Source organism: Arthrobacter sp. 35/47 (genome assembly GCF_000520475.1).
GTDB lineage: Bacteria > Actinomycetota > Actinomycetes > Actinomycetales > Micrococcaceae > Arthrobacter_D > Arthrobacter_D subterraneus.
Genome location: NZ_KI914596.1, coordinates 14345 through 33205, shown reverse-complemented (window position 1 = coordinate 33205; position 18861 = coordinate 14345). Strand labels below are relative to the sequence as shown.

Here is an 18861-nt window from a genome sequence, read left to right as displayed (position 1 = left end):
GCCGCACATGGTGATCTCCAAACAAGAGTGGGCTATTAGAGTCCGCGGCTGGGATCCGGTGGTCGTTCAGGCCGGCTCGAGCCGCATCAGATGACCTTCAGGGAGTAAGCGACCCAATCAGAGTGGGCACGGACTTCCCGTTTCGGTAACGAGCAACTTATACCCCTGGGGGGTATAGTGTCAAGGTGACTGGGGACTATTGCCTTTCTGCTGGTCGGTCGAGGCACCCCAGAAGGAGCACCCCGACCTCCCAGCGATTCCCGGTCACTCTGAGGCGTACCGGTCCAGGATGGACTGCATCTGGGCGATTTCTTCCTGCTGGGTTTTGACGATCGCTTCGCACAGCTCCGTGATTTCTGGATCCGTGATGTTGGATTCCTGGCAGACCAGGATCGCGCGGGAGTGGTGCGGGATCATCGATTTCAGGAATTGCTCGTTGCCGACGAAGGTTTCTGTCCGCCCGAGGGCGAACACTCCGACGAAGAGCACCGCGAACCCGACCAGCATGGCGATGTTCGCTTTGGTGTTCTTGAACATCGACCACATGCCGATGACCATGACGATCGCCATCGCACCGACCATGAGCAACGCCATCCAGAAGTTGCTCAGGTTGTAGTAGAAGTGATCGATGGACCGGACCATCGACATGGACAACGTCCACATCAGCCCCAGGCTGATCAGCAGGATGAGACCAAACTTCACATACATCTTCTTGCCTGACCCACCATGACCCGAGCCGCCATGACTGGAGTGATCCTTTCCGCCACTGGCAGTCTCGCCCTTGCCGGAGGCTTCTTCCTGGTGGTGTTGTTCGGTGTGCTCCTGTTCATGTCCGGGAGTTCCTGCGCGGTGGCTGCCGGACGTGTTTTCTGCTGAGTTCACGGAGTCCTCCTTTGGATATCGCCGTAAAGGCCATGATGGAAAAGCTTTAGCCCAGGGAGGACAGCAGTTCCGCGCAGGCCTTCTCACAGCGGCGGCACGCTTCAGCGCAGATCCGGCAGTGGTCGTGCATCCCGGCGTGCTGCTCACACTCGTCAGCGCAGGCCTTGCACGCGGTACGGCAGGCTTCGACGATGGTTCGGGTGAGGTTCGGGTCGTACCCGGTGTGGCGGGACAGCACGTTACCGGTGGTCGCGCAAATGTCCGCGCAGTCCAGGTTGGTCCGGATGCACTTGGTCAGCTCGGCGACCATATCCTCGCTCAGGCACGCATCCGCACACGCGGTGCACGTCTGGGCACATTCAAAACACGCTTCGATGCATTCGGCGAGCTTTTCCTTGTCCACTCCCCCGAGATCCTTGGGGTAGGTGTCGAGCATGGACGTCAAGTGGTGTGTCATTGTTTTCTCCTCAATCAGGGTGCAGCTGATCCAGGTCAGCCGCTAATTGGTTGTGTGTACCGGAATTGGGCTTGTGCAGGTGCGTGCGCTCTGACTCGCAGCCGACGGACGTCGGACTTCGAAGACGTCGGACTTAGAGCAGGCATGAGGGCACGCCAAGGAAGACCCACAAGACGGGCCTGGAATTTTATGTGCGACTGATCGATAAGGCCGTCAATGACGGAGTGAGGTGATCACGTCTTTCGAGCACCGGATCAAAGAAACCGGGCGGGCGGTAACCGCTATCGTCGGGGAACGACTCGACCTGAGCGGCAAGGGCCACAACCTGCTCCGCGGGTAACGCCGGCTGCGGTGCGGTGATGCCCTCAGTGGTGTTGACCTGCTGATGGCAACAGGCCTGCGCCGACGGTGAGCCCTTAGGCCCGGCCGTCATACTCATCGCCGTCGCAGCACCAGGCTGACCCGACGGCTCCATAGCCACCGTACGGTCACCCATCGACATCGGACCGTGCTGTTCCATCTGGAGGCACAAGGCTGCAGCGGCAGAGGTCGTAAACGCGAACACCAGTGAAAAGCTCAGCACGATACGCATCACCGCCTGCACGGTGACGCCTCCATTGCCTCGCACTGATGCTGAAATTGCGACCCCTCCCGGTCTTTCGCCTTGAAACCACCCTAATAAATGGTAAGACTGCTGACCAGTAGGCACCCGCGGCGACCTAATTTCAGGACTTTTTCGGTCGTCATCTCACTAGCCTTCATGACACCGGCTCCCGTGAAGGGGGCTCGGCTCTCAGCCCTAACTGCGCCTGGGCCGCGGGACGTTCGCGGCTTTCCTGTGACGTGGTGTCCTCTGCTCAGGGTGCGGCCGGGCCAGGACGCGTCGGCTCCGGCTCTTCACCGGGGAACCCATCTCGACCATGCGCATGGATACCTCGAGGCCCCTCATCACGGACCTGATCCGGACTCGGGCATCCAGGAGAAAGCCGAGGATCTGGCCATGAACCCGGCAGACCTCGCCCGGTACTGCGTCCAGGCCATTGGTTCCGCCCGGTCGCTCTGGCTCCCGGGACGCCGTCCCCAGCCTCGTCTCGGTCACGGTGAGAGGGATCTATACCTGAGATCGATCCTCTGGCCATCCCAGCTTCTAGTGGTTAATCGGATCTCGGTGAAGGCCCGAGGATTAGAACCAGGTCGAGGGATCGACGAGCGTGTCGTTGATCATGACTTCGAAGTGCAGATGGCAGCCGGTGGAGTTGCCAGTGGTTCCAACCCCGCCCACAAACTCTCCCCGAGCAACTGTTTGGCCTACGCCGACGGCAATCGTCGCGAGGTGGTTGTAGGTGGTCTTCAGCCCATTCCCGTGGTCGACAACGATACGGTTCCCTCCACCGTAGGGACTCCATCCAGCTTCGCTGATGGTTCCACTGGCAGCGGCCGTGACAGGGGTGGAACATGAGCCGGTGAGGTCGATGCCGGTGTGCATTTCCCCTGGCACCCCGGTCAGTGGGTTGGTGCGATATCCGAAGGTCGAGACGGTGGTCATTTCGGCCAAGGGCGCGCCGAGGCCGGACTGTTTAGGAGGTTCGGCAGCAGGGCTTTCGTCCGCGTCATCGCCGGGGGTCATCTCGATGGGACCATCAGCCAGAAAGTGCGATGAGTCTACCGACCCTGTCGCCGGCTCCGCGGAGGAGGCGCCCACGACTGCGGCGCGGCTGAAATCCACGCTGGCTTTCGGGTCGGCTTCAATGGTTTGCGCTCGTGGCTGCTGAGCGCTGTCCGCGGCCGCGCTGACGGCGGCTGGTTCTACGGATGACGGGGCCGCTGCAGTCACGGGGATGCCGGAGAGGAGAACGCCGCTAAGCACACTGGCGGCCGAGATTGCACCGGCGATCGGGGCGACAGGTGAAGGGCGGCGGTTCGTCGCGCTCCGCTTCGCGGCGCGGCGGCCCTGCTGGTGACGGGGGGTGGCCGGTTCTGCGCGGCGACGTCCTGTGGCGGCGCGGCGTCGACCGTGGGCGTTGTGGGAAGACAACGATGATCTCGTCTCGCTCAGGGGAAGGGTGAGGGCATGCCGAAGTGCAGGGGGATGACTCCGGCATGCCCAGGTGTGGGTAGGCAAAGGGCTTGGAGCGGTTCGCGGTCGCCCTGTTGGCCCTTTTTGCCTACCCGGCTTAGGTGGTTGTTAGCCGTTGACCCGGACGAAGGATGAGCCGGCGAGATCGCTCAGGGGGTGCAGGAGGGTGTCGTTGACACCGTTCATGCCGCTGCTAATGACCTGGCCGTTACCTACATAGATGGCGATGTGGCCGGGTCGGATGACCAGGTCACCCGGTGCGGGCGAGCCGACAACGGTCCCGTACTGGTAGAACTGCTCGGGCCCGAGGTCGCCCACAGACTTGCCGATGGACCGCAGCGCGACCTCGACGAGGATGGTGCAGTCCTGCGTGCGGCCGATCTGTGCGTAGGCGGAGGCGACCAGCGCGGCACCGACACTGCTGCTCGCTGCAGGGGCAGGAGCCGGCTTCGGCTCGGGAGCAGGGGCAGGGGCAGCGGGAAGCGCTACGGCAGCCTGCAGCGCCACTTCCTGCACGGCAGGGCTCGGCTGTACCGGGGCGGGTTCCACCGCCTGCACTGTTACAGGTGACGGGTCAGCTTCGGGGACCGGGTGCTCCAGGACAGGAGCCGGAGCAGCAACCACCGGAGCGGGCGCAGCGGTAACGGCTTCTCGTTCGAAGGAGATAGCGGCCGATGTATCCGCGGACACCGGCTCGGATTCCACGGTGGTAACCAGCGAACTGGTGCTCACCTGACGCTGCGGTGCGTCCACCGCCTGGGCCGGAAGGCCAGCGGTGAGAACGAGACCAGAAGCTGCGGTGATCACTGCAGCCTGACGGCCTGCAGAACCCATGTTGGAGGAAACAGCCTTGGAGAGGACCGCCAACGTATTGGTCTGGGCGGGGACTGCGCGATGGCGCGCGGGGGCATGCCGAGTGGACATAGATGAGTACCTTCTCCCAACGCCTGCGAGGTTAGCTGTCGGGTTCGGATGGGAGTCACCCGGCCGTGGACACGGCTTAACCCCAAGGACCCATAAAGCGTTGGGCCCGCGTACATGGTTCCCCCGCCTCTGCCAGCGGAAAACGGACGACCCCACCACGGTGACAGAGCTCGGCGATCCGTGTGGGAGTGCCTCCATGGGGTGCAGGCACGAGATTGAGGGTATCCCACCGGACTGCGAATATCACAATTGGGTCACGGTGGGTCTCCCCTGTCACCTCAGGAAGCTCCTTTCCCCGATTCCTGTGGTGGCGCTGAACGCGCAGCTCCTGCGCCAGCTGAATCTGGCATCCGGCAGCCACCGCTGGTGGAGCACCGATTCGATCCGGCCCAGGATGGGTCGGTACTCTGATATCAGGCATAAACCATCACGTAGGCGGGAAGGGGCAGGACGGTGCATAAGTATCCGCCGAGAGCGCTGTTCGTTCCCCTTTCACGCCGCTTTCCCCGGGCAGCTCTTCTTTTCAGTCTGACCGCGGTCATTGTGGGCATCCTTGCGATGCATGTGTGGATGGGCGGGCATGGTGCCTCACACGCCGTCGGCCCGGTGGTCACCGCGGCGCCCGCAGCTGATGTGCACCACCAGGCGATCACGCCGGCATCCGCATCCGACACCGCAGACTCGGGAATGACCCTGAATCTGGATTGTGCGGATACGTGCGGTGAAGAGATCGCCGCGGCCGTGTGCATCCTGGCGTTCCTGGTTGTTTCCTTCGCCGCTGCCATCGTCCTCAGGAGCCGGCTGGTCTATGGCCGTGTTCGCCTGCGGGGCCCGCCGCCGGTAGTACAGCTTCCCCGCACCTTCGTACCTTCGCTGACACTGGTTCAGCTCTGCATCAGCCGCACGTGAGAGTCGCGTAAGTACCCGACTCCGGTAACGGCCCGACGGCAACCCCGTCGTGCCGACGTACTGAACTGCAGCTAGCTCAACCATCGAAGGACACCCCTCATGACCAAGCGTTACCTTTCCATGTCCGCACTGGCGATCGCCGCGACCCTCACGCTTGCCGGTTGTGGATCCGGCGAAACACCCGGCACTGCTACGGCGCCGGAGAGCAGCGCCGGCTCCGCTGCACCGGAAACCACGCAGGACACTGCGGCCGAACCTAACGATGCGGACGTCATGTTCGCCCAGATGATGATCCCGCACCACCGTCAGGCCGTGGAAATGAGCGAGATCATGCTCGCCCAGGACTCCATCAGCCCGGAAGTACGCGACCTGGCTACCCAGATCAGAGATGCGCAGGCACCCGAAATCGAGACGATGACCGGCTGGCTCGAAGCTTGGGGTGAACCGGTCGAACCCGAAGGTGGCATGGAAGGCCATGACATGGGGGACATGGGCGGTGGCGGGGAGATGCAGGGCATGATGACCGAGGACGGGCTCGCCGGGCTGGAAGCCGCCGAAGGCGACGAAGCGGCGCGCATGTTCCTGGAGTCCATGACGGCCCACCACGACGGAGCGGTCGAAATGGCGCAGGAAGAAATCGAGAACGGGCAGTACCCGGATGCCATCGCCCTGGCGGAAACCATCGTGGAAACGCAGCAGGCCGAGATCGAGGAGATGGAAGCCCTCCTGGCCGAGCTCTAAGACGGGCAAGCACAGTCCGCCGGAGGCGTCCATTACCGGCGTCTCCCGCGGACCGTGCCTTCCTCCTCTTCCCGTCATTCCCCCTTTGGTTGGAGAGCAACAAATGCGTCCAAAATTTTTCCCTATCCTTCTCCGCCGTCGTCTCGTCTTGCCCACGGTGGCGCTTATCTCGATGATGTCCGTGGCGGCCTGTTCGGCTCCTTCGGCGGCACCGCAACCACCCGGCACAGCAAAGAGCTTTCCCACCGGTCATGTGCACGGTATGAGCGTGGACCCGGGCAGTGACCGGGTGCTGTTAGCCACCCACAACGGGCTGTACGACGTCTCCTCCTCCCCCGCCCCACGCATCGGACCCGTCATCGACCTGATGGGATACACCGCCGGTGAGAACAACACCCTGTACGCGTCCGGGCACCCCGGACCGGACACAGATCTGCCCAACCCGGTTGGGCTGCTCAGCTCCACCGACGGTGGTAAGAGTTGGGAGCCCCTGTCCCGGCAGGGCCAGTCCGACTTTCATGCCCTGACCAGAACCGGGGAATCATTCGTCGGATACGACGGGCAACTGATTACCAGCGGTGATGGTCTTCAATGGCTTCCGGCGGAAACCCAGATCGCTCCCTTCGACCTCTCCGGCACGACAAGCAGCGACGTCGTGCTGGCCACCACAGGGGAAGGGCTCTACCGTTCCACCGACGCCGGTTCCACTTGGAGTCTTGTCGCTGACAGTCCTCTACTGTTGCTGACCGCCCTGGACGGGGAAACGGCAGTCGGTGTCACTCCTGAAGGTGACATTCACACCAGCGCAGACGCGGGGGCGACCTGGGCGAAGAAGGGATCCATCGAGGCCGCACCCACCGCCATAGACACACACACCGACGACGGAGCCGATCAGGAAATTTGGGTTGCCACCGAAACCGGCGTGAAAGTGTCCGGTGACGGCGGAACCTCATTCAACGATCTGGTGCCCTGATGCACGGACCCTACCTTCCGGATTGGAAAGAAATGTCCCAATGGCGCGGATGGCATGAAATGACCTTCCTGCTCCTGATCGCCACCATCGGCTACCTCCTGCTCAGGCGAACGTTCCCTTCATGGGTGTCGGTACTCATCGTCCTGCCCGTGGCGATCCTCGCCGCCTATACCGCTTCCTCCGACGCCCGGCGCGATCGGCGACGAAAATGAGCAGACAACTCTTCCGGCACGCACCAACCGGCGCCCCCCGGGCAGCAAAGATCGGCAAAAACCGGCCAGGAATGAAATTTCCGGTCCTGTTTCTGACCCTGTCATTGCTGATCTCCGGGTGCGCCGCTACCGATCCACTGGCGCAACAGGCCACAGCCGGAGATAACAAGAACTACATCGCCGGTGACGGTTCAGTGAGCGAGTACGCTCCCGAAACACGGGGAGAACCGGTGGAACTGACCGCCGAACTCTACGACGGGACGACGATCTCATCAGCCGACTGGGCCGGGCAAGTGACCGTCCTGAACGTGTGGTACGCCGCCTGCGCGCCGTGCCGTGTGGAGGCCCCGGACCTGCAAGCACTCTCGCAGGAACACCAGCAGGACGGTGTTCAGTTCTTCGGGGTGAACATTCGGGACCAACGGGGGACCGCTGAGGCGTTCGAACGGAACTTCGGCATCACCTATCCCAGTTTCAACGACCAGGACGGGACTGTTCAGTTCACCATGGCGGAGTACGTGCCGGCGCAGGCCGTGCCAAGCACCCTGGTGTTGGACCGTCAGGGCCGTGTTGCCGCCCGCATTATCGGGTTGGCGGAGAAAAGCACCCTGAAGGCTCTCATCGCGGATGTGGCGGCCGAACAATGACCCGACTCACGGACGCACCGGCCACGGTCATTTCCACCGTGGCCAACCCTTTCGCGGAGACCATCCTGAGCGGCTCACTTCTGCTGGCGGTTCCTATCGCTGTGCTGGCAGGGTTGGTGTCCTTCGCCTCACCGTGCGTCCTGCCTCTCGTACCCGGCTACCTCGGCTACGTCACCGGCCTGACCGGAGTCGACCTCGCACAGCAAAAGCGCGGGCGGATGGTTGCCGGGGTCGGGTTGTTCGTTCTGGGATTCTCATTGGTGTTCATGCTGATCGGAGCGGTGTTCGGGCAGCTCGGTGCGTGGCTTCAAGCGCCAGGGCAGGCATGGATCACCCAGGTGCTCGGTGTCCTGGTGGTCCTGATGGGTGTGGTCTTCCTCGGTGGCCTCTCCTGGTTCCAGCGGGAAGCGAGAATCCACCCACACGTACCTACCGGGCTCTGGGGGGCGCCGTTGCTTGGCGTCACCTTCGGCCTCGGGTGGGCGCCGTGCATCGGCCCGACCCTTTCGGCTGTCCAGCTACTGGCCTTCACCGACGGATCCGGCGCAGCCAAGGGCGCCTTGTTGACCTTCTTCTACTGTCTGGGACTCGGCGTCCCGTTCCTGCTCATAGCACTCGGAGCCCGCCGCGGCATGGGAGCCCTGCGCTTCTTCCGCACGCACCGCCTCGCGCTGCAACGGCTCGGTGGCGGGATCCTGATCACCCTTGGGTTGCTCATGGTCTCCGGCGTGTGGGGAGCCTGGGTCGCAGAACTCCAGAACTGGTTCGCCAACGACATCCGACTCCCCATCTAGACCCCTAAACCCGCTATCCACGTCTAGGTGCGACAGCTCGCCCCGCAACCCACCCTCCGGCAAGGTCATCAGGCCAGCCTCCCCATTTGATCGAAGCGGCCGTGCGAGGCCGTCTTCGACATCACCACCATTGGACCCACCATGAACGCAGAAGAATCCCTCGCCTACCTCCCGTCCCCATCTATCAGTTCCCTCTCGCTGGGACCGGTTTCCATCAGCTTTTACGCACTGTGCATCATGACTGGCATCGCTGTTGCCGTGTGGCTTACCAACCGCCGGCTTACAGCGCGCGGAGGTAACCCCGGGCAGGCTGTGGACGTGGTGATGTGGGCCGTACCGTTCGGGATCATCGGCGGTCGGCTGTACCACGTGATCACCGACTACCAGCTCTACTTCGCCCCCGGGAAGGACCCCTGGGGTGCCCTGCGGATATGGGAAGGCGGGCTCGGTATCTGGGGGGCGATCGCCCTCGGCGCTGTCGGCGCCTACATCGGTTGCCGCCGGAACGAGGTCAACTTTCTGGCCTTTGCTGACGCTGCCGCACCCGGCATCCTCATCGCCCAGGCGATCGGCCGATGGGGAAACTGGTTCAACAACGAACTCTACGGTGATCGCTCGACCCTGCCCTGGGCTCTCCAAATACACGACATGGACCTGTCGGCTGGGTCTGCACGGCTCGACGCTGCCGGCAACCCGGTCGTGCTGGGGTACTTCGCCCCGACCTTCCTCTACGAATCGCTGTGGTGCCTGGCCGCGGCGGCGCTGATCCTTTTCCTGGATAAGAAATACGCTCTGGGTGCCGGGGCACCTTTCGCCCTCTACGTCGCCCTGTACACGGCCGGCAGGTTTTTCTTCGAACTGATGCGCTCCGACTACGCCAACACCATCCTCGGGCTGCGCATCAACACCTGGGTCTCCGCCATCCTCTTCCTGGTTGCTCTCACAGTGTTCCTCATCCGTAGGAACCGGCCACGGTCATCAACCACCAAACCCGAGCAGGTCCCAGCGCATACCGGGGGCCGGTGATGCGCGTCGAACTCCGGTACACCGACGGGTGTCCGGCGGCGCAACCGTTGCGGGAAACAACCGAGGCCATCCTGGAGGACCTCGCTCCGCAAGAACACATCATTTTCACCAGGATTCCCGCCGGGGAAGGCGCCGCCGCAGCGATATTTCCCGGCAGCCCCATGCTACGGGTGGACGGACGGGAGATCGGCCCAGTTGCGAGCGGGCAGGTGGACGCAGCGGGGTCCCTTCCCGGGCCGGCAGTTCCACAGGAGCCGGACATCAGGGCAGCACTCGGACGAGCCGCCGTCAACTCACCGGTCCGGCTGCCCCTGCGGCACCGCCGGCTAGTGCTCATCGCCTCATTGCTGACCCTGTTCGGGGCGCTGCTGAGCCAGCTCGTGGTCGGGGGTGTAGTTGTGACCCTGACCGGCCTGGCCCTGCTGGCAATCGGGTTCAGCAGTAACGGCCGCCGGAAGGGCTCTCAGCCGTACATGTGGGCCGCCGGTTTCACCGCCCTGGCCTGGCTGTTGGCGACGGCCGCGATCTGGCGGGAGGTGGTCTTCCGCCAGCCGATACCGGTCGGCGCAACGGAAGGAACCTTGTTCTGGGCCGGTCTGGCCTCAGCCCTCGGCACCGTTCTGAGCGTCGCCGCCGGCACAGCGGCGCGCCACCGGCTACGGCGACAGCTGCGCCAGAAGCTCGACCAACCATGACCCGACAACCTGCACGCCCACAGATGAAGGAAAAACTCTGATGCTAATAGCCGCGTCTCTATCCACCGTGGTACCACCGCCGGATGAGGGCCAGTTACGGCCCGGCCTGGATCCCACCCAGGTTACCCCCGGGCTTCTGGGATTCCTCATGACCCTTTTCATGGTGATCGCCGTCATCTTGTTGATGCGTTCCATGGTGGGCCGGATCCGCAAGGTCCGCTACCGCGAGCAGGCAGCAGAGCAGCATCGCAACCACACCAGTACCGCCGAAACCCCCGCTACACCCGCCACTCCCCTGTCCGCCGGGGCACCACACACAGGAACCGGGCTAGGCAGATGAACTTATTTCCGAACACCCGAAAGTGTTTGAGGCATGCCCAGACGTCCCTCAAGGCCACCAACACTGGGCCCCTCCCCCGCAGGCCGCGAAAAGCGGGTGACCATGTCTGAGGCGTCTGCGCCGCCGGATGCGGTCCTTTACGACGAACGGTTGTGGCCGACGCCTTTCGTATGGTTAATCATTTCCGGAGTTGCGGCAGCATCGATTCTCGTCTTCGCGCCCATCAGCATCCTGACCGGAATCATCGCCTGCATCGTGATTTTTCTCGTCCTAGTTGTTCTCCTGGTGCTGTCCACTCCACGGATCACTGTGACCGCCACCTCGCTCAGCGTTGGCCGCGCCCACATCGACCGTGAATTTCTCGGCCCGGCGCGCGCTTATGTGAAACATGAGGCCACCAGAGAACGTGGCCCCGGGATGAACGGGCTGGCGTATCTATGCATACGGGGCTGGATCGACCCCGTGGTACGGATCGAGATAGAGGATGCGGACGACCCCACCCCCTACTGGCTGGTATCGACCAGACGTCCAACTGAACTCGTCAGCGCGCTGGGCCGCGACGAACCAGGCCACGAGTAACTCCCGGGCACAGCAGAACCCTGATTAAAGCCAGGCACCCATACTCGTCCACCTCGCGTTACGGGGAGGGAACCGAGAATCCAGGGGTGGCAGCACCACCCAATAGACTGGCCACCATGGAATATATCTCCGTGCTTTTGCCCTCTGCGGCTGTGGGAACCATCTTCTACTTCACGATGCGGGCCATCGTCGGCGCCGACAGGGCCGAACGTGCAGCGCAAGCCGCCGCCGAAAACGAGATGACACAGAGCGCACCAACCCAGGCCACCAGAGGGCAACTTGCAGCAAAAAACTGAAGCTGCAAACCAAGTCAGCACCCAACACGCACTGGCAGGACTCCGCCCGCATCCACGTAATCCAACAACGCGACGCTCGGAACGGTTGTGTCACTACATGTGCGACATCCCGCATCGTCACCCCAAGATCCGATGTTCTACAAGAGTCTATAAACTCTAAAGAAGTCTAATAAGTCTAAAAGTGTCTAAAGACGCAAGGTATGCTGGTTCTATGCCTAACCCTTTCCACGCAAGTTTCGGAGTAAGCCCCCCGCTGCTTGTCGGCCGCGATGCCGTCATTGAGGATTTCATGGAGGCACTCGACGACGGACCCGGCTCCTCGGGCCGCGCCACCCTCTACACCGGGGCCCGCGGATCCGGCAAGACAGTGATGCTCAACGCCATCGAGGACCGGGCGAAGGAACGCGGCTGGCTGGTTATCAGCGAAACTGCTAGCCCGGGCTTCATCACCCGCATCACCAGGCAGCACCTGCCCCGTCTCCTGCGCAGCTTCGATCCTGACGCGGTACGCCAAAAGTTGACCGGGATCACTGGTCCGCTCAACATCGGAGCAGTGACGTGGGAGAGCGTGGAATCGCACGTGGTGGAAGCGGGGCTGCGCAATCAGGTCGAGTTGCTCACTGATTTACTCGCCGAGCATGAAACAGGGCTGCTGATCACCCTCGATGAGATCCACCAGAACCAGATCAGCGAACTGCGGGATATCGCCACAACGGTCCAGCACGCCTTCCGGGAAGGCAGGGAATTGGCCTTCGTCGGTGCCGGGCTCACCTCAGCTATCAGCGACGTTGTCAACGATGATGTCCTTACCTTCCTTCGTCGGGCCGAGCGCCATACCCTAGGCCCGGTCACCCCCGCCGAAGTGAATCGTGCGCTGCGTGAACCTATCGAAGCGTCCGGACGAACCATCGGGAGTGACGCACTGCAGGTGATGACCGAGGGTACGAGTGGATACCCATTCCTGATCCAGCTCGTCGGCGCACAAACCTGGAGGCTACATACACGGGAAACCGAAATCACCGTCGAGGACGCAAAAGAAGGCGTAACCAGGGCATTGCGACGGCTGGGCGCTCTCGTGCATGAACCTGCCCTGGCAGACGCCTCTGACATCGACAAGTCGTTCCTCCTCGCAATGGCGAAGGACGACCAACCGTCGAAGATGTCCGACATTCAGGAGCGCCTGAAGGTCAACGTCAACTACGCCAGCCAGTACCGTCTGCGACTGATCGCTGCCGAGCTGATCCAACCCGTCCGCAGGGGCTATGTTGACTTCGCCCTGCCGTACCTTCGGGAATACCTGCGTGAACACGTGGCCGCAGATATCTGAGCAGCGCCGGACACAGCACAAAATGAGCCATAAGCTCCGCTTAGGAGCCAGCAGCCTCCCGGAACCTTCAGGTAGCGCCCATCATCGATTTTCTAGACCTTCCAATCCCAGGCCATTTCTCCGAGCACCCGTCACCCATCCTTTTATCCGAGGTGCGTGAACAAGTTGGTGGCGTTGCGCCGTACATCACCACGGCGAACCAGTTCTTCCTGGTCGATAATCCCAAAGTGGAACTCGATCATGTCGGCGACGTCGGAGCGGCTTACCGGACGATCGAGGCACCACGCCGTCAGGGAGTCCAGCACAGCCCGGCGTGCTGGCGCCGCAAGTGGTTCAAGTAGATCCGCAGAGTGTTCCTCGGCTCTCACATCGAGATAGGTGTTGTTCTTATCGTCTCCACTCATGCTGCGACTGTATGGGCGCTGGCTGGCTGTTCTCTGTGGATCCAGCACAGGCCCGAACTTTTAGGTCGTGTCTGTTAATTGTGGACTCGGTGGAATGTGACCATTGCGGTGAGTAGTACGCCGCCGAGGAACGTCGTGGCGTATTTGTCGTATCGGGTGGCGATTCCGCGCCAGTGTTTGAGGCGGTTGAAGCCGCGATCGACGGTGTTGCGTTCTTTGTAGGTCGCGGGGTCGAAGGACGGTGGCCTGCCGCCTGCGGAGCCTTTGGCTTTGCGCCGTTGGATCTGGTCTGAGCGTTCCGGGATGGTGTGCTTGATCCTGCGGGAGCGCAGTTCGCTGCGGGTTGAGGGGTGGGAGTACGCCTTATCGGCGAGCAACCGGAACCGGGTGCCCGTCCTGGAGCTTGTGGACTTCAAGTAGCGGCAGCAGCTGCGGGTTATCTCCGGCCTGGCCGGGTGTGAGCAGCATCGTGACCGGTGCGCATGCCCGGTCGGTGAGGGCATGGATTTTGGTGGTCAGCCCGCCTCTTGAGCGTCCAATCGCGTGATCAGCTGGCTCGTCGGGCAGAAACTTGTAACTCGCTCCTGCCCCCTGTGCGGTCCGCCGCGGCCTTCAGGTTCGGTGCTCCGGCGGCATGCTGATGAGCCCGGACACTGGTGGAGTCAACCGAGAGCAGGGACTCCAGCTCGATGTCATTTGCCTCGCTGGAGTCCCGCACTGCGGTGAACATCCGCTCATAAGATCCGTCGGCCGACCAGCGCCGGTGCCGCTCCCATACCGATTGCCAGGCACCGAACTCGGCTGGCAGGTCCCGCCACGGCGAACCGGTGCGGAACCGCCAGCAGATGCCCTCCAGTGTCAGTCGGTGGTCATTCCACGGCCGGCCCCGTCGGCCAGGTGCCGTCCGCAGGACCGGCTCGATAACCGTCCACAACTCATCTGAAATCACATTCGAACGAATCATCTACCCAGCTTCAAACACGACAAGCCGGATATTTAGCAGACACGCCCTAGGTCCCAGTCCTTAATCTTGCCGCGCTCCCTGCGCCGTTACACGGCGATCAATCTGCGTTGCCGCGAGGTCTCCGGAATTGATCCCTGCCCCTCCCTGGGACGACCTGGTGATATCCGGTTCGGGTGAGACGCCCTTGCCGGCGGGCTTCCGCCGAACGGTGATGGCGGCGAGCACAGCGATTGTTCCGCCAGCGATGACCCACAGGGTCACACCGGCAGTTTTCGGGGCAAACACCGGCAGTGGCCCCCAAGGTCGTACGGATTGGGCCCAGGCGCCCTCCAATGCTTCGCCTTGGGTCCATAATCCCCACCCATAGACGCCATACAACACCACCGCTCCCGCCAGTGCGGCCAGCTGTTTCTTCAACAGGTGCCGGCCACCCGGCGATGCGCCCGCCAACGCTGCCGTGAAAAAGCAGCCGGAGGCCAGCGCCAGTAAGGTCATCAGCGCGTAGCCCGGCTGATCGAGTGCGGAAAATTCCAGCAGGGGCGTGTAATACGTTGTGACCAGGGAACCGGCTATGACAAGAACCGGGACGTAAGGTGCTGCGGCGGCTGCAGCCACTGCTGGCCGGACGATGGTCTGTATGAACTCCGCACCCCCGGCGCTTCCGTCGGATCGGGTCTGGATGGTACGGGTGGCAAGTTCCAGCGGGGCGCCCGGTAGCAGCAGCAGCGGAACAAGCGTGCTGAGGAGCATCTGAGTCAGCACATGGAAATTGAGCAAATATGCCTGATAGACATGGATGCCGCCGTTGGTGATGGTGAAGAGGGCGGCGATGCCGATCAGCCAAAACATCGTCCGGTGGACCGGCCAGTTCTCTCCTGCCCGCCGAATCCTGCGCACCCCCACCAGGTAAATAACGGCACTGAATCCGCATACCAGTGCCCACAGGGGGTCGATGGTCCACTCCGACATGAAGCTCCAACCGTCCGGTGCAGGAAGCGGCCCGTCGGTCGGAGCAGACTCCAACGGTGGTGCCGGCGTCCGGGCCAACGCCGCAGCCAACCCCGACGCGGCACCCATCACCGCTAATTCCACCACGACAAGAAGCATGAAACGCCGTGTCCCCTGCCGGGGATCACGCTCTAGCTGCTTCATAACCCTTCGTCTGTGTACCGCACCGAAAATCCCGAGTACCCCGAACGCGGCCGTCTTGGCCACCACAATCGCCCCGTAGGTTGTCCCCAGGCTGCTACGGGAGCCCAGTTGGTCCCACGCCATGAGGGAACCCGAGAAACCCAGTACGACGAATGCCCCCAAAGCGAGCGTGGAATACCTTCCCACCACAGTGCCTAACCGCTCGGGCGCCAGGACACGATGAAGCACGGCAACCGCCACAAGGCCCCCCAACCAGACGGTCGCGGCACCCACATGCAGAACCAGGAACATCGTGTTGTCGGCGTGATCACCTGCCCCCTCAGCGTGGGAGTTAAGGATTAGTGGCAGTAAACCCGTAAACGCCAACACGGCGGTTCCTGCGACCGCGGTTCGCCTGCGAATGACAAAGCTCAACGCGCACACGGACGCCGCGATCACGAAGCTCAGCAGACCGGACCGGCCCGCCTCCGCAGTTGTTGAAAACGCTATGAAGTCCGGTAGAAACCTTGCGGAGAACAGGGATACGCCACCAACGAGCTGGAAGTTCATCACGTTCAGCAGGGCAGCCGCCAACGTCCATACGGTGGTCGCGAAGGCGACAAACCGTAGGCCGGTATTATAAGCAGGTTCTGCCGGAGACAGCGCGAAGCGTACGAGTATCAGGGAACCGATCGTGCAGGCAGCGGCTAGATTGAAGAGGAGCTTCGCGCCCGTGAACATGACCAGCAGTGTCTGCCCTCCCGGGTTGAAGACGTTTTGCTCCGCGCCGGCGCCAAGGCTGTAGGCCCATAGCATCCCGAGTAGCGCGGCGGCAGCTAAACCAACAATCACACCACTACGCACCGCGACTGACATGTCTGACCCTCCCTCGCGCCCCCCATTGTTGGGGCACTCTCCCCGTACGGGTCAGTTTCACCGGGCCTGCTTGGGAAATCCTTATAGGTGTCGTCGGCACGAAGCAGGTTCCCTTCCTTCCGGAACGGCCATAGCCCGGACCGAAGACAGCCTGCCGAAGGATTTGCGTGGAACGTTTCGGCTCGTTCACCTACTGCTTCGGGGGGAGCAGCGATGAGTGGGTGGCGCGCCTACCATAACTCGCGTGGGTAGCCTGGCTCGCCGCGATGCCGTTCGGAGTACTGGCCGCGTACGGTGCCTCCTCAGACAGAGCGAAGAACCCTCGTCCCACCACGATTAGGCGTAACCGCATGGCCGTTCCCCTGCTAGGGTCTCTTGTCCGTCGCGTTGGGCGCAGCAATCGGTTCCGGCGATCCTTCAATCCCTTGTGGGGCAGCTCGCGGCCTGAGCGTAGTTGGTGATCAGCAGTGTCAGTCGGGTTCGAAGTGGGCTGGTGCAGCTGTTATTGGGTCGTTGGGATCGATGTCGCCCTTCTTGAGGCCGACGCTGAATTGGGCCATCATGTCGTGGTCTTCATGGGGAAGGTTGTGGCAGTGCACCATGTACTTGCCCCGGTGGTGCTCGAACTTCATCAGCAACCGCACCGTTTCGTCCTCGCCAACATAGACGACGTCCTTGGGTCCGCGCTCGTAGGGGAACGGTGGCTTTCCGTTCCGGCTGAGGATTTGAAAGTCAACAAGGTGGATGTGGACTGGGTGGAACCAGCCGCCGGAACTGTTCTCGATCTGCCAGATCTCGACATCATCCAGGTCGGGATCGGCGATGACCTTCTGATAGTTGCTGTTGACGACTTCTTCCCAGGTTGTCCCCGCTATCGTCCACCGGCCGTTGTCCCGTTTCACGCGCATCGTCCTCGTCTTCAGCGCCTGACCCGCTTTCAGGTCCATTGCCGTACTCGACGCGAGCAGCGTCGGGATGGTCCTCCACGAAGGGTCGGCGATATTCACCGGTTCCTCCGTCACATCGAAAGCCATCACGCGGTTAGTGAAGTCGTAATCCACATTGTTCTTGTTGGACTGGTTCCTCAGCTCGATCCGTGTACCGGATAGGTACTTCGAGAAGTCGATCAGGACTTCGTATCGCTCAGCGCTTCCATGACGCCAAGAGGACACCTGTTGAGAAACTGGCATCAGCCCGCCATCCGTGGCAACCACAGTGACCGGGTCTTTCGTACTCAGGGAGAACCGGTAGGACCGGGAGATTGAAGCGTTGAGGAGCCGGAACCGGTAAATCCGCCGCTGAACTTTCATCACCGGCCAGGGGGAACCATTGACCAGAATCACGTCGCCCCACAAACCCGATTGGGAATTGTCATCAAAAGCGAGAGAGCCGTCGGCAGCGAACATGGCATCAGAGACGGTCAAGGGAACATCAAATCGACCCTGCGGCAGGAGCGCCCGTTCAACCGGGTCATGCAAGTGGTATTGAGCCGCCAGCCCTGAGTACACGTTCCACGCAGTCTTATGAACCGCATGATCGTGGTACCAGAGAGTCCGTGCCGGCTGAAAGTTGGGGTACTCGTAATCCTTGCACAGCCCTTTAGGGGTAAGGTCGCTGGCGTACCCGTCGAATTGGGGCAGCGACGCTGAACCGTGCAGATGGGTGGAGGTGTTCAGAACGTGGCCATACTGCGGATGGACGAGCGGCAACAGATTGTCCATCCGCAGACTGATTTTGGTCCCCTGTTCGACGCTGATCGTCGGCCCGGGGATGATGCCGTTATAGCCAAGGACAGGCGTCGTGAAGTGGGGAAGGATGCTGGCCAGCCCGGGTGTTTGCCGGATCCTGTAATAGCTGAGCCGTCTTCCAGCGCTATCAAGGACGGTTCTTTCCGGAGCCAGAACGGGTGGGATCTTCAGCTGACTTTGAAAGGGTTTGGGCATGTTTGCTGCGGCCAACCGGCTGGCCGACTTGGCCTGCAGCGTATTCAGTGGCACGCCCAAGGCCGCGACTCCGAGGATCCCAGCGCCCGCGTATTGCAACACATGCCGGCGTGAAACAGACATGACTTCCTTCCCTGTCCCACCGACCCCTGCTCATGTTCGAGCACCTTTCATCCTCTAACGCTGACCTTGTGAATTGCTTGAGGCACCTCAGGCGTTGGATGACATCGTTGGATCGTGCAAGTTTAGGGAGGCCCTAGGAACGCGGGGAGAGCCACCGCCTGGGTAATCCCTCTGGCCGTCGAAGGCACGGGAGGACTCCGAACCTGCCGATGTGGGATGGCTATCTTTACTGCATCATGCGTGCCGAGGACTATGAGGACGCCGATAACGGCCCATACGTCAGGGATTCGGTGCCCTGCTGCTAATCACGGCGTTGATGGATCTGGTGCAGTCGGCCTTCCTTGCGGGACTGTCCGTAGCGGGGTTAGTAACGCGAGGCTTAGAGGGGTGACTTTGCCCGCTTCTGATGAACAGGCGTTAAGAACTCATCAAGGAACGTGAATCGCCTAGGAAACCGGGCGTACATTCGGGCTCGTGAGCACACTCATAGATCATCTCGCCCAGTCCCGCCGTACCCGCAGGCTCGGCCACTGGCTGCTGG

General features: G+C 62.1%; 20 protein-coding genes, 1 pseudogene and 1 riboswitch. Of the genes and pseudogenes, 12 read left to right on the top strand and 9 right to left on the bottom strand.

Features of this window, described 5'->3' with window-relative positions:
- Positions 1–264: 264 nt before the first annotated feature.
- From X803_RS0109220 to X803_RS0109200, 5 genes are all read right to left on the bottom strand, one after another.
- A complete protein-coding gene (locus tag X803_RS0109220; RefSeq protein ID WP_253907430.1) occupies positions 265–882 on the bottom strand; it encodes a DUF305 domain-containing protein in 618 nt (205 codons plus the stop codon).
- A 46-nt stretch (positions 883–928) separates the two neighbouring features.
- The gene (locus X803_RS0109215; protein ID WP_026544917.1) at positions 929–1339 is read right to left on the bottom strand and encodes a four-helix bundle copper-binding protein; all 411 of its coding nucleotides are present in this window, start codon (positions 1337–1339) and stop codon (positions 929–931) included.
- Positions 1340–1526: 187 nt separating this feature from the next.
- A complete protein-coding gene (locus tag X803_RS0109210) occupies positions 1527–1943 on the bottom strand; it encodes a hypothetical protein (protein ID WP_026544916.1) in 417 nt (138 codons plus the stop codon).
- Positions 1944–2522: 579 nt separating this feature from the next.
- Positions 2523–2966, bottom strand: a complete 444-nt coding sequence (locus tag X803_RS18925) for a M23 family metallopeptidase (protein ID WP_084033583.1) — start codon at positions 2964–2966, stop codon at positions 2523–2525.
- A 558-nt stretch (positions 2967–3524) separates the two neighbouring features.
- Positions 3525–4340: an NlpC/P60 family protein gene (locus tag X803_RS0109200; RefSeq protein ID WP_026544914.1), complete on the bottom strand. Its 816-nt coding sequence runs from the start codon at positions 4338–4340 to the stop codon at positions 3525–3527.
- A gap of 5 nt (positions 4341–4345) precedes the next feature.
- Positions 4346–4526: riboswitch (cyclic di-AMP (ydaO/yuaA leader) on the bottom strand.
- Positions 4527–4793: 267 nt separating this feature from the next.
- Here X803_RS0109200 and X803_RS0109195 point away from each other — a divergent pair.
- From X803_RS0109195 to X803_RS0109140, 12 genes are all read left to right on the top strand, one after another.
- Complete coding sequence (locus X803_RS0109195; RefSeq protein WP_026544913.1) at positions 4794–5249, top strand: hypothetical protein; 456 nt, start codon at positions 4794–4796, stop codon at positions 5247–5249.
- Positions 5250–5348: 99 nt separating this feature from the next.
- On the top strand, positions 5349–5990 hold the full coding sequence (locus X803_RS0109190; protein WP_026544912.1) for a DUF305 domain-containing protein: 642 nt from the start codon (positions 5349–5351) through the stop codon (positions 5988–5990).
- Positions 5908–6963, top strand: coding sequence for a F510_1955 family glycosylhydrolase (locus X803_RS0109185; protein ID WP_343299613.1), 1056 nt, complete (start codon positions 5908–5910; stop codon positions 6961–6963). The genes X803_RS0109190 and X803_RS0109185 overlap by 83 nt, the downstream gene beginning before the upstream one ends.
- Before the next feature lie 32 nt (positions 6964–6995).
- Entirely contained in the window at positions 6996–7175 is a 180-nt protein-coding gene (locus X803_RS21850; RefSeq protein WP_162149219.1) for a hypothetical protein, read from the top strand.
- Positions 7176–7246: 71 nt separating this feature from the next.
- Positions 7247–7822 (top strand): TlpA family protein disulfide reductase, encoded by a 576-nt coding sequence (locus X803_RS0109175; protein ID WP_051470615.1) that lies wholly within the window; start codon positions 7247–7249, stop codon positions 7820–7822.
- 38 nt (positions 7823–7860) lie between these two features.
- Positions 7861–8616, top strand: coding sequence for a cytochrome c biogenesis CcdA family protein (locus X803_RS0109170; RefSeq protein ID WP_026544909.1), 756 nt, complete (start codon positions 7861–7863; stop codon positions 8614–8616).
- A gap of 141 nt (positions 8617–8757) precedes the next feature.
- Complete coding sequence (gene lgt, locus X803_RS18920) at positions 8758–9642, top strand: prolipoprotein diacylglyceryl transferase (protein WP_035778431.1); 885 nt, start codon at positions 8758–8760, stop codon at positions 9640–9642.
- Complete coding sequence (locus tag X803_RS0109160) at positions 9642–10337, top strand: hypothetical protein (protein ID WP_026544908.1); 696 nt, start codon at positions 9642–9644, stop codon at positions 10335–10337. The genes lgt and X803_RS0109160 overlap by 1 nt, the downstream gene beginning before the upstream one ends.
- A 148-nt stretch (positions 10338–10485) precedes the next feature.
- Positions 10486–10677 (top strand): hypothetical protein, encoded by a 192-nt coding sequence (locus tag X803_RS22535; RefSeq protein WP_216699048.1) that lies wholly within the window; start codon positions 10486–10488, stop codon positions 10675–10677.
- A gap of 102 nt (positions 10678–10779) precedes the next feature.
- The gene (locus tag X803_RS0109150) at positions 10780–11256 is read left to right on the top strand and encodes a DUF3093 domain-containing protein (RefSeq protein WP_026544907.1); all 477 of its coding nucleotides are present in this window, start codon (positions 10780–10782) and stop codon (positions 11254–11256) included.
- A gap of 116 nt (positions 11257–11372) precedes the next feature.
- Positions 11373–11552: a hypothetical protein gene (locus X803_RS18910; protein WP_035778427.1), complete on the top strand. Its 180-nt coding sequence runs from the start codon at positions 11373–11375 to the stop codon at positions 11550–11552.
- Between the two features lie 211 nt (positions 11553–11763).
- The gene (locus X803_RS0109140) at positions 11764–12879 is read left to right on the top strand and encodes an ATP-binding protein (protein WP_026544906.1); all 1116 of its coding nucleotides are present in this window, start codon (positions 11764–11766) and stop codon (positions 12877–12879) included.
- Positions 12880–13022: 143 nt separating this feature from the next.
- Here X803_RS0109140 and X803_RS0109135 read toward each other — a convergent pair whose 3' ends face one another.
- The 4 genes and pseudogenes from X803_RS0109135 to X803_RS0109115 all read right to left on the bottom strand — a co-directional run bounded on the left by X803_RS0109135 (position 13023) and on the right by X803_RS0109115 (position 18320).
- Entirely contained in the window at positions 13023–13283 is a 261-nt protein-coding gene (locus X803_RS0109135; protein ID WP_026544905.1) for a hypothetical protein, read from the bottom strand.
- Between the two features lie 74 nt (positions 13284–13357).
- A pseudogene (locus X803_RS21460) lies at positions 13358–14247 on the bottom strand (IS5 family transposase).
- 60 nt (positions 14248–14307) lie between these two features.
- On the bottom strand, positions 14308–16254 hold the full coding sequence (locus X803_RS18900; RefSeq protein WP_051470614.1) for a bifunctional copper resistance protein CopD/cytochrome c oxidase assembly protein: 1947 nt from the start codon (positions 16252–16254) through the stop codon (positions 14308–14310).
- Positions 16255–16724: 470 nt separating this feature from the next.
- Complete coding sequence (locus X803_RS0109115; RefSeq protein ID WP_026544903.1) at positions 16725–18320, bottom strand: multicopper oxidase family protein; 1596 nt, start codon at positions 18318–18320, stop codon at positions 16725–16727.
- Positions 18321–18861 lie beyond the last annotated feature (541 nt).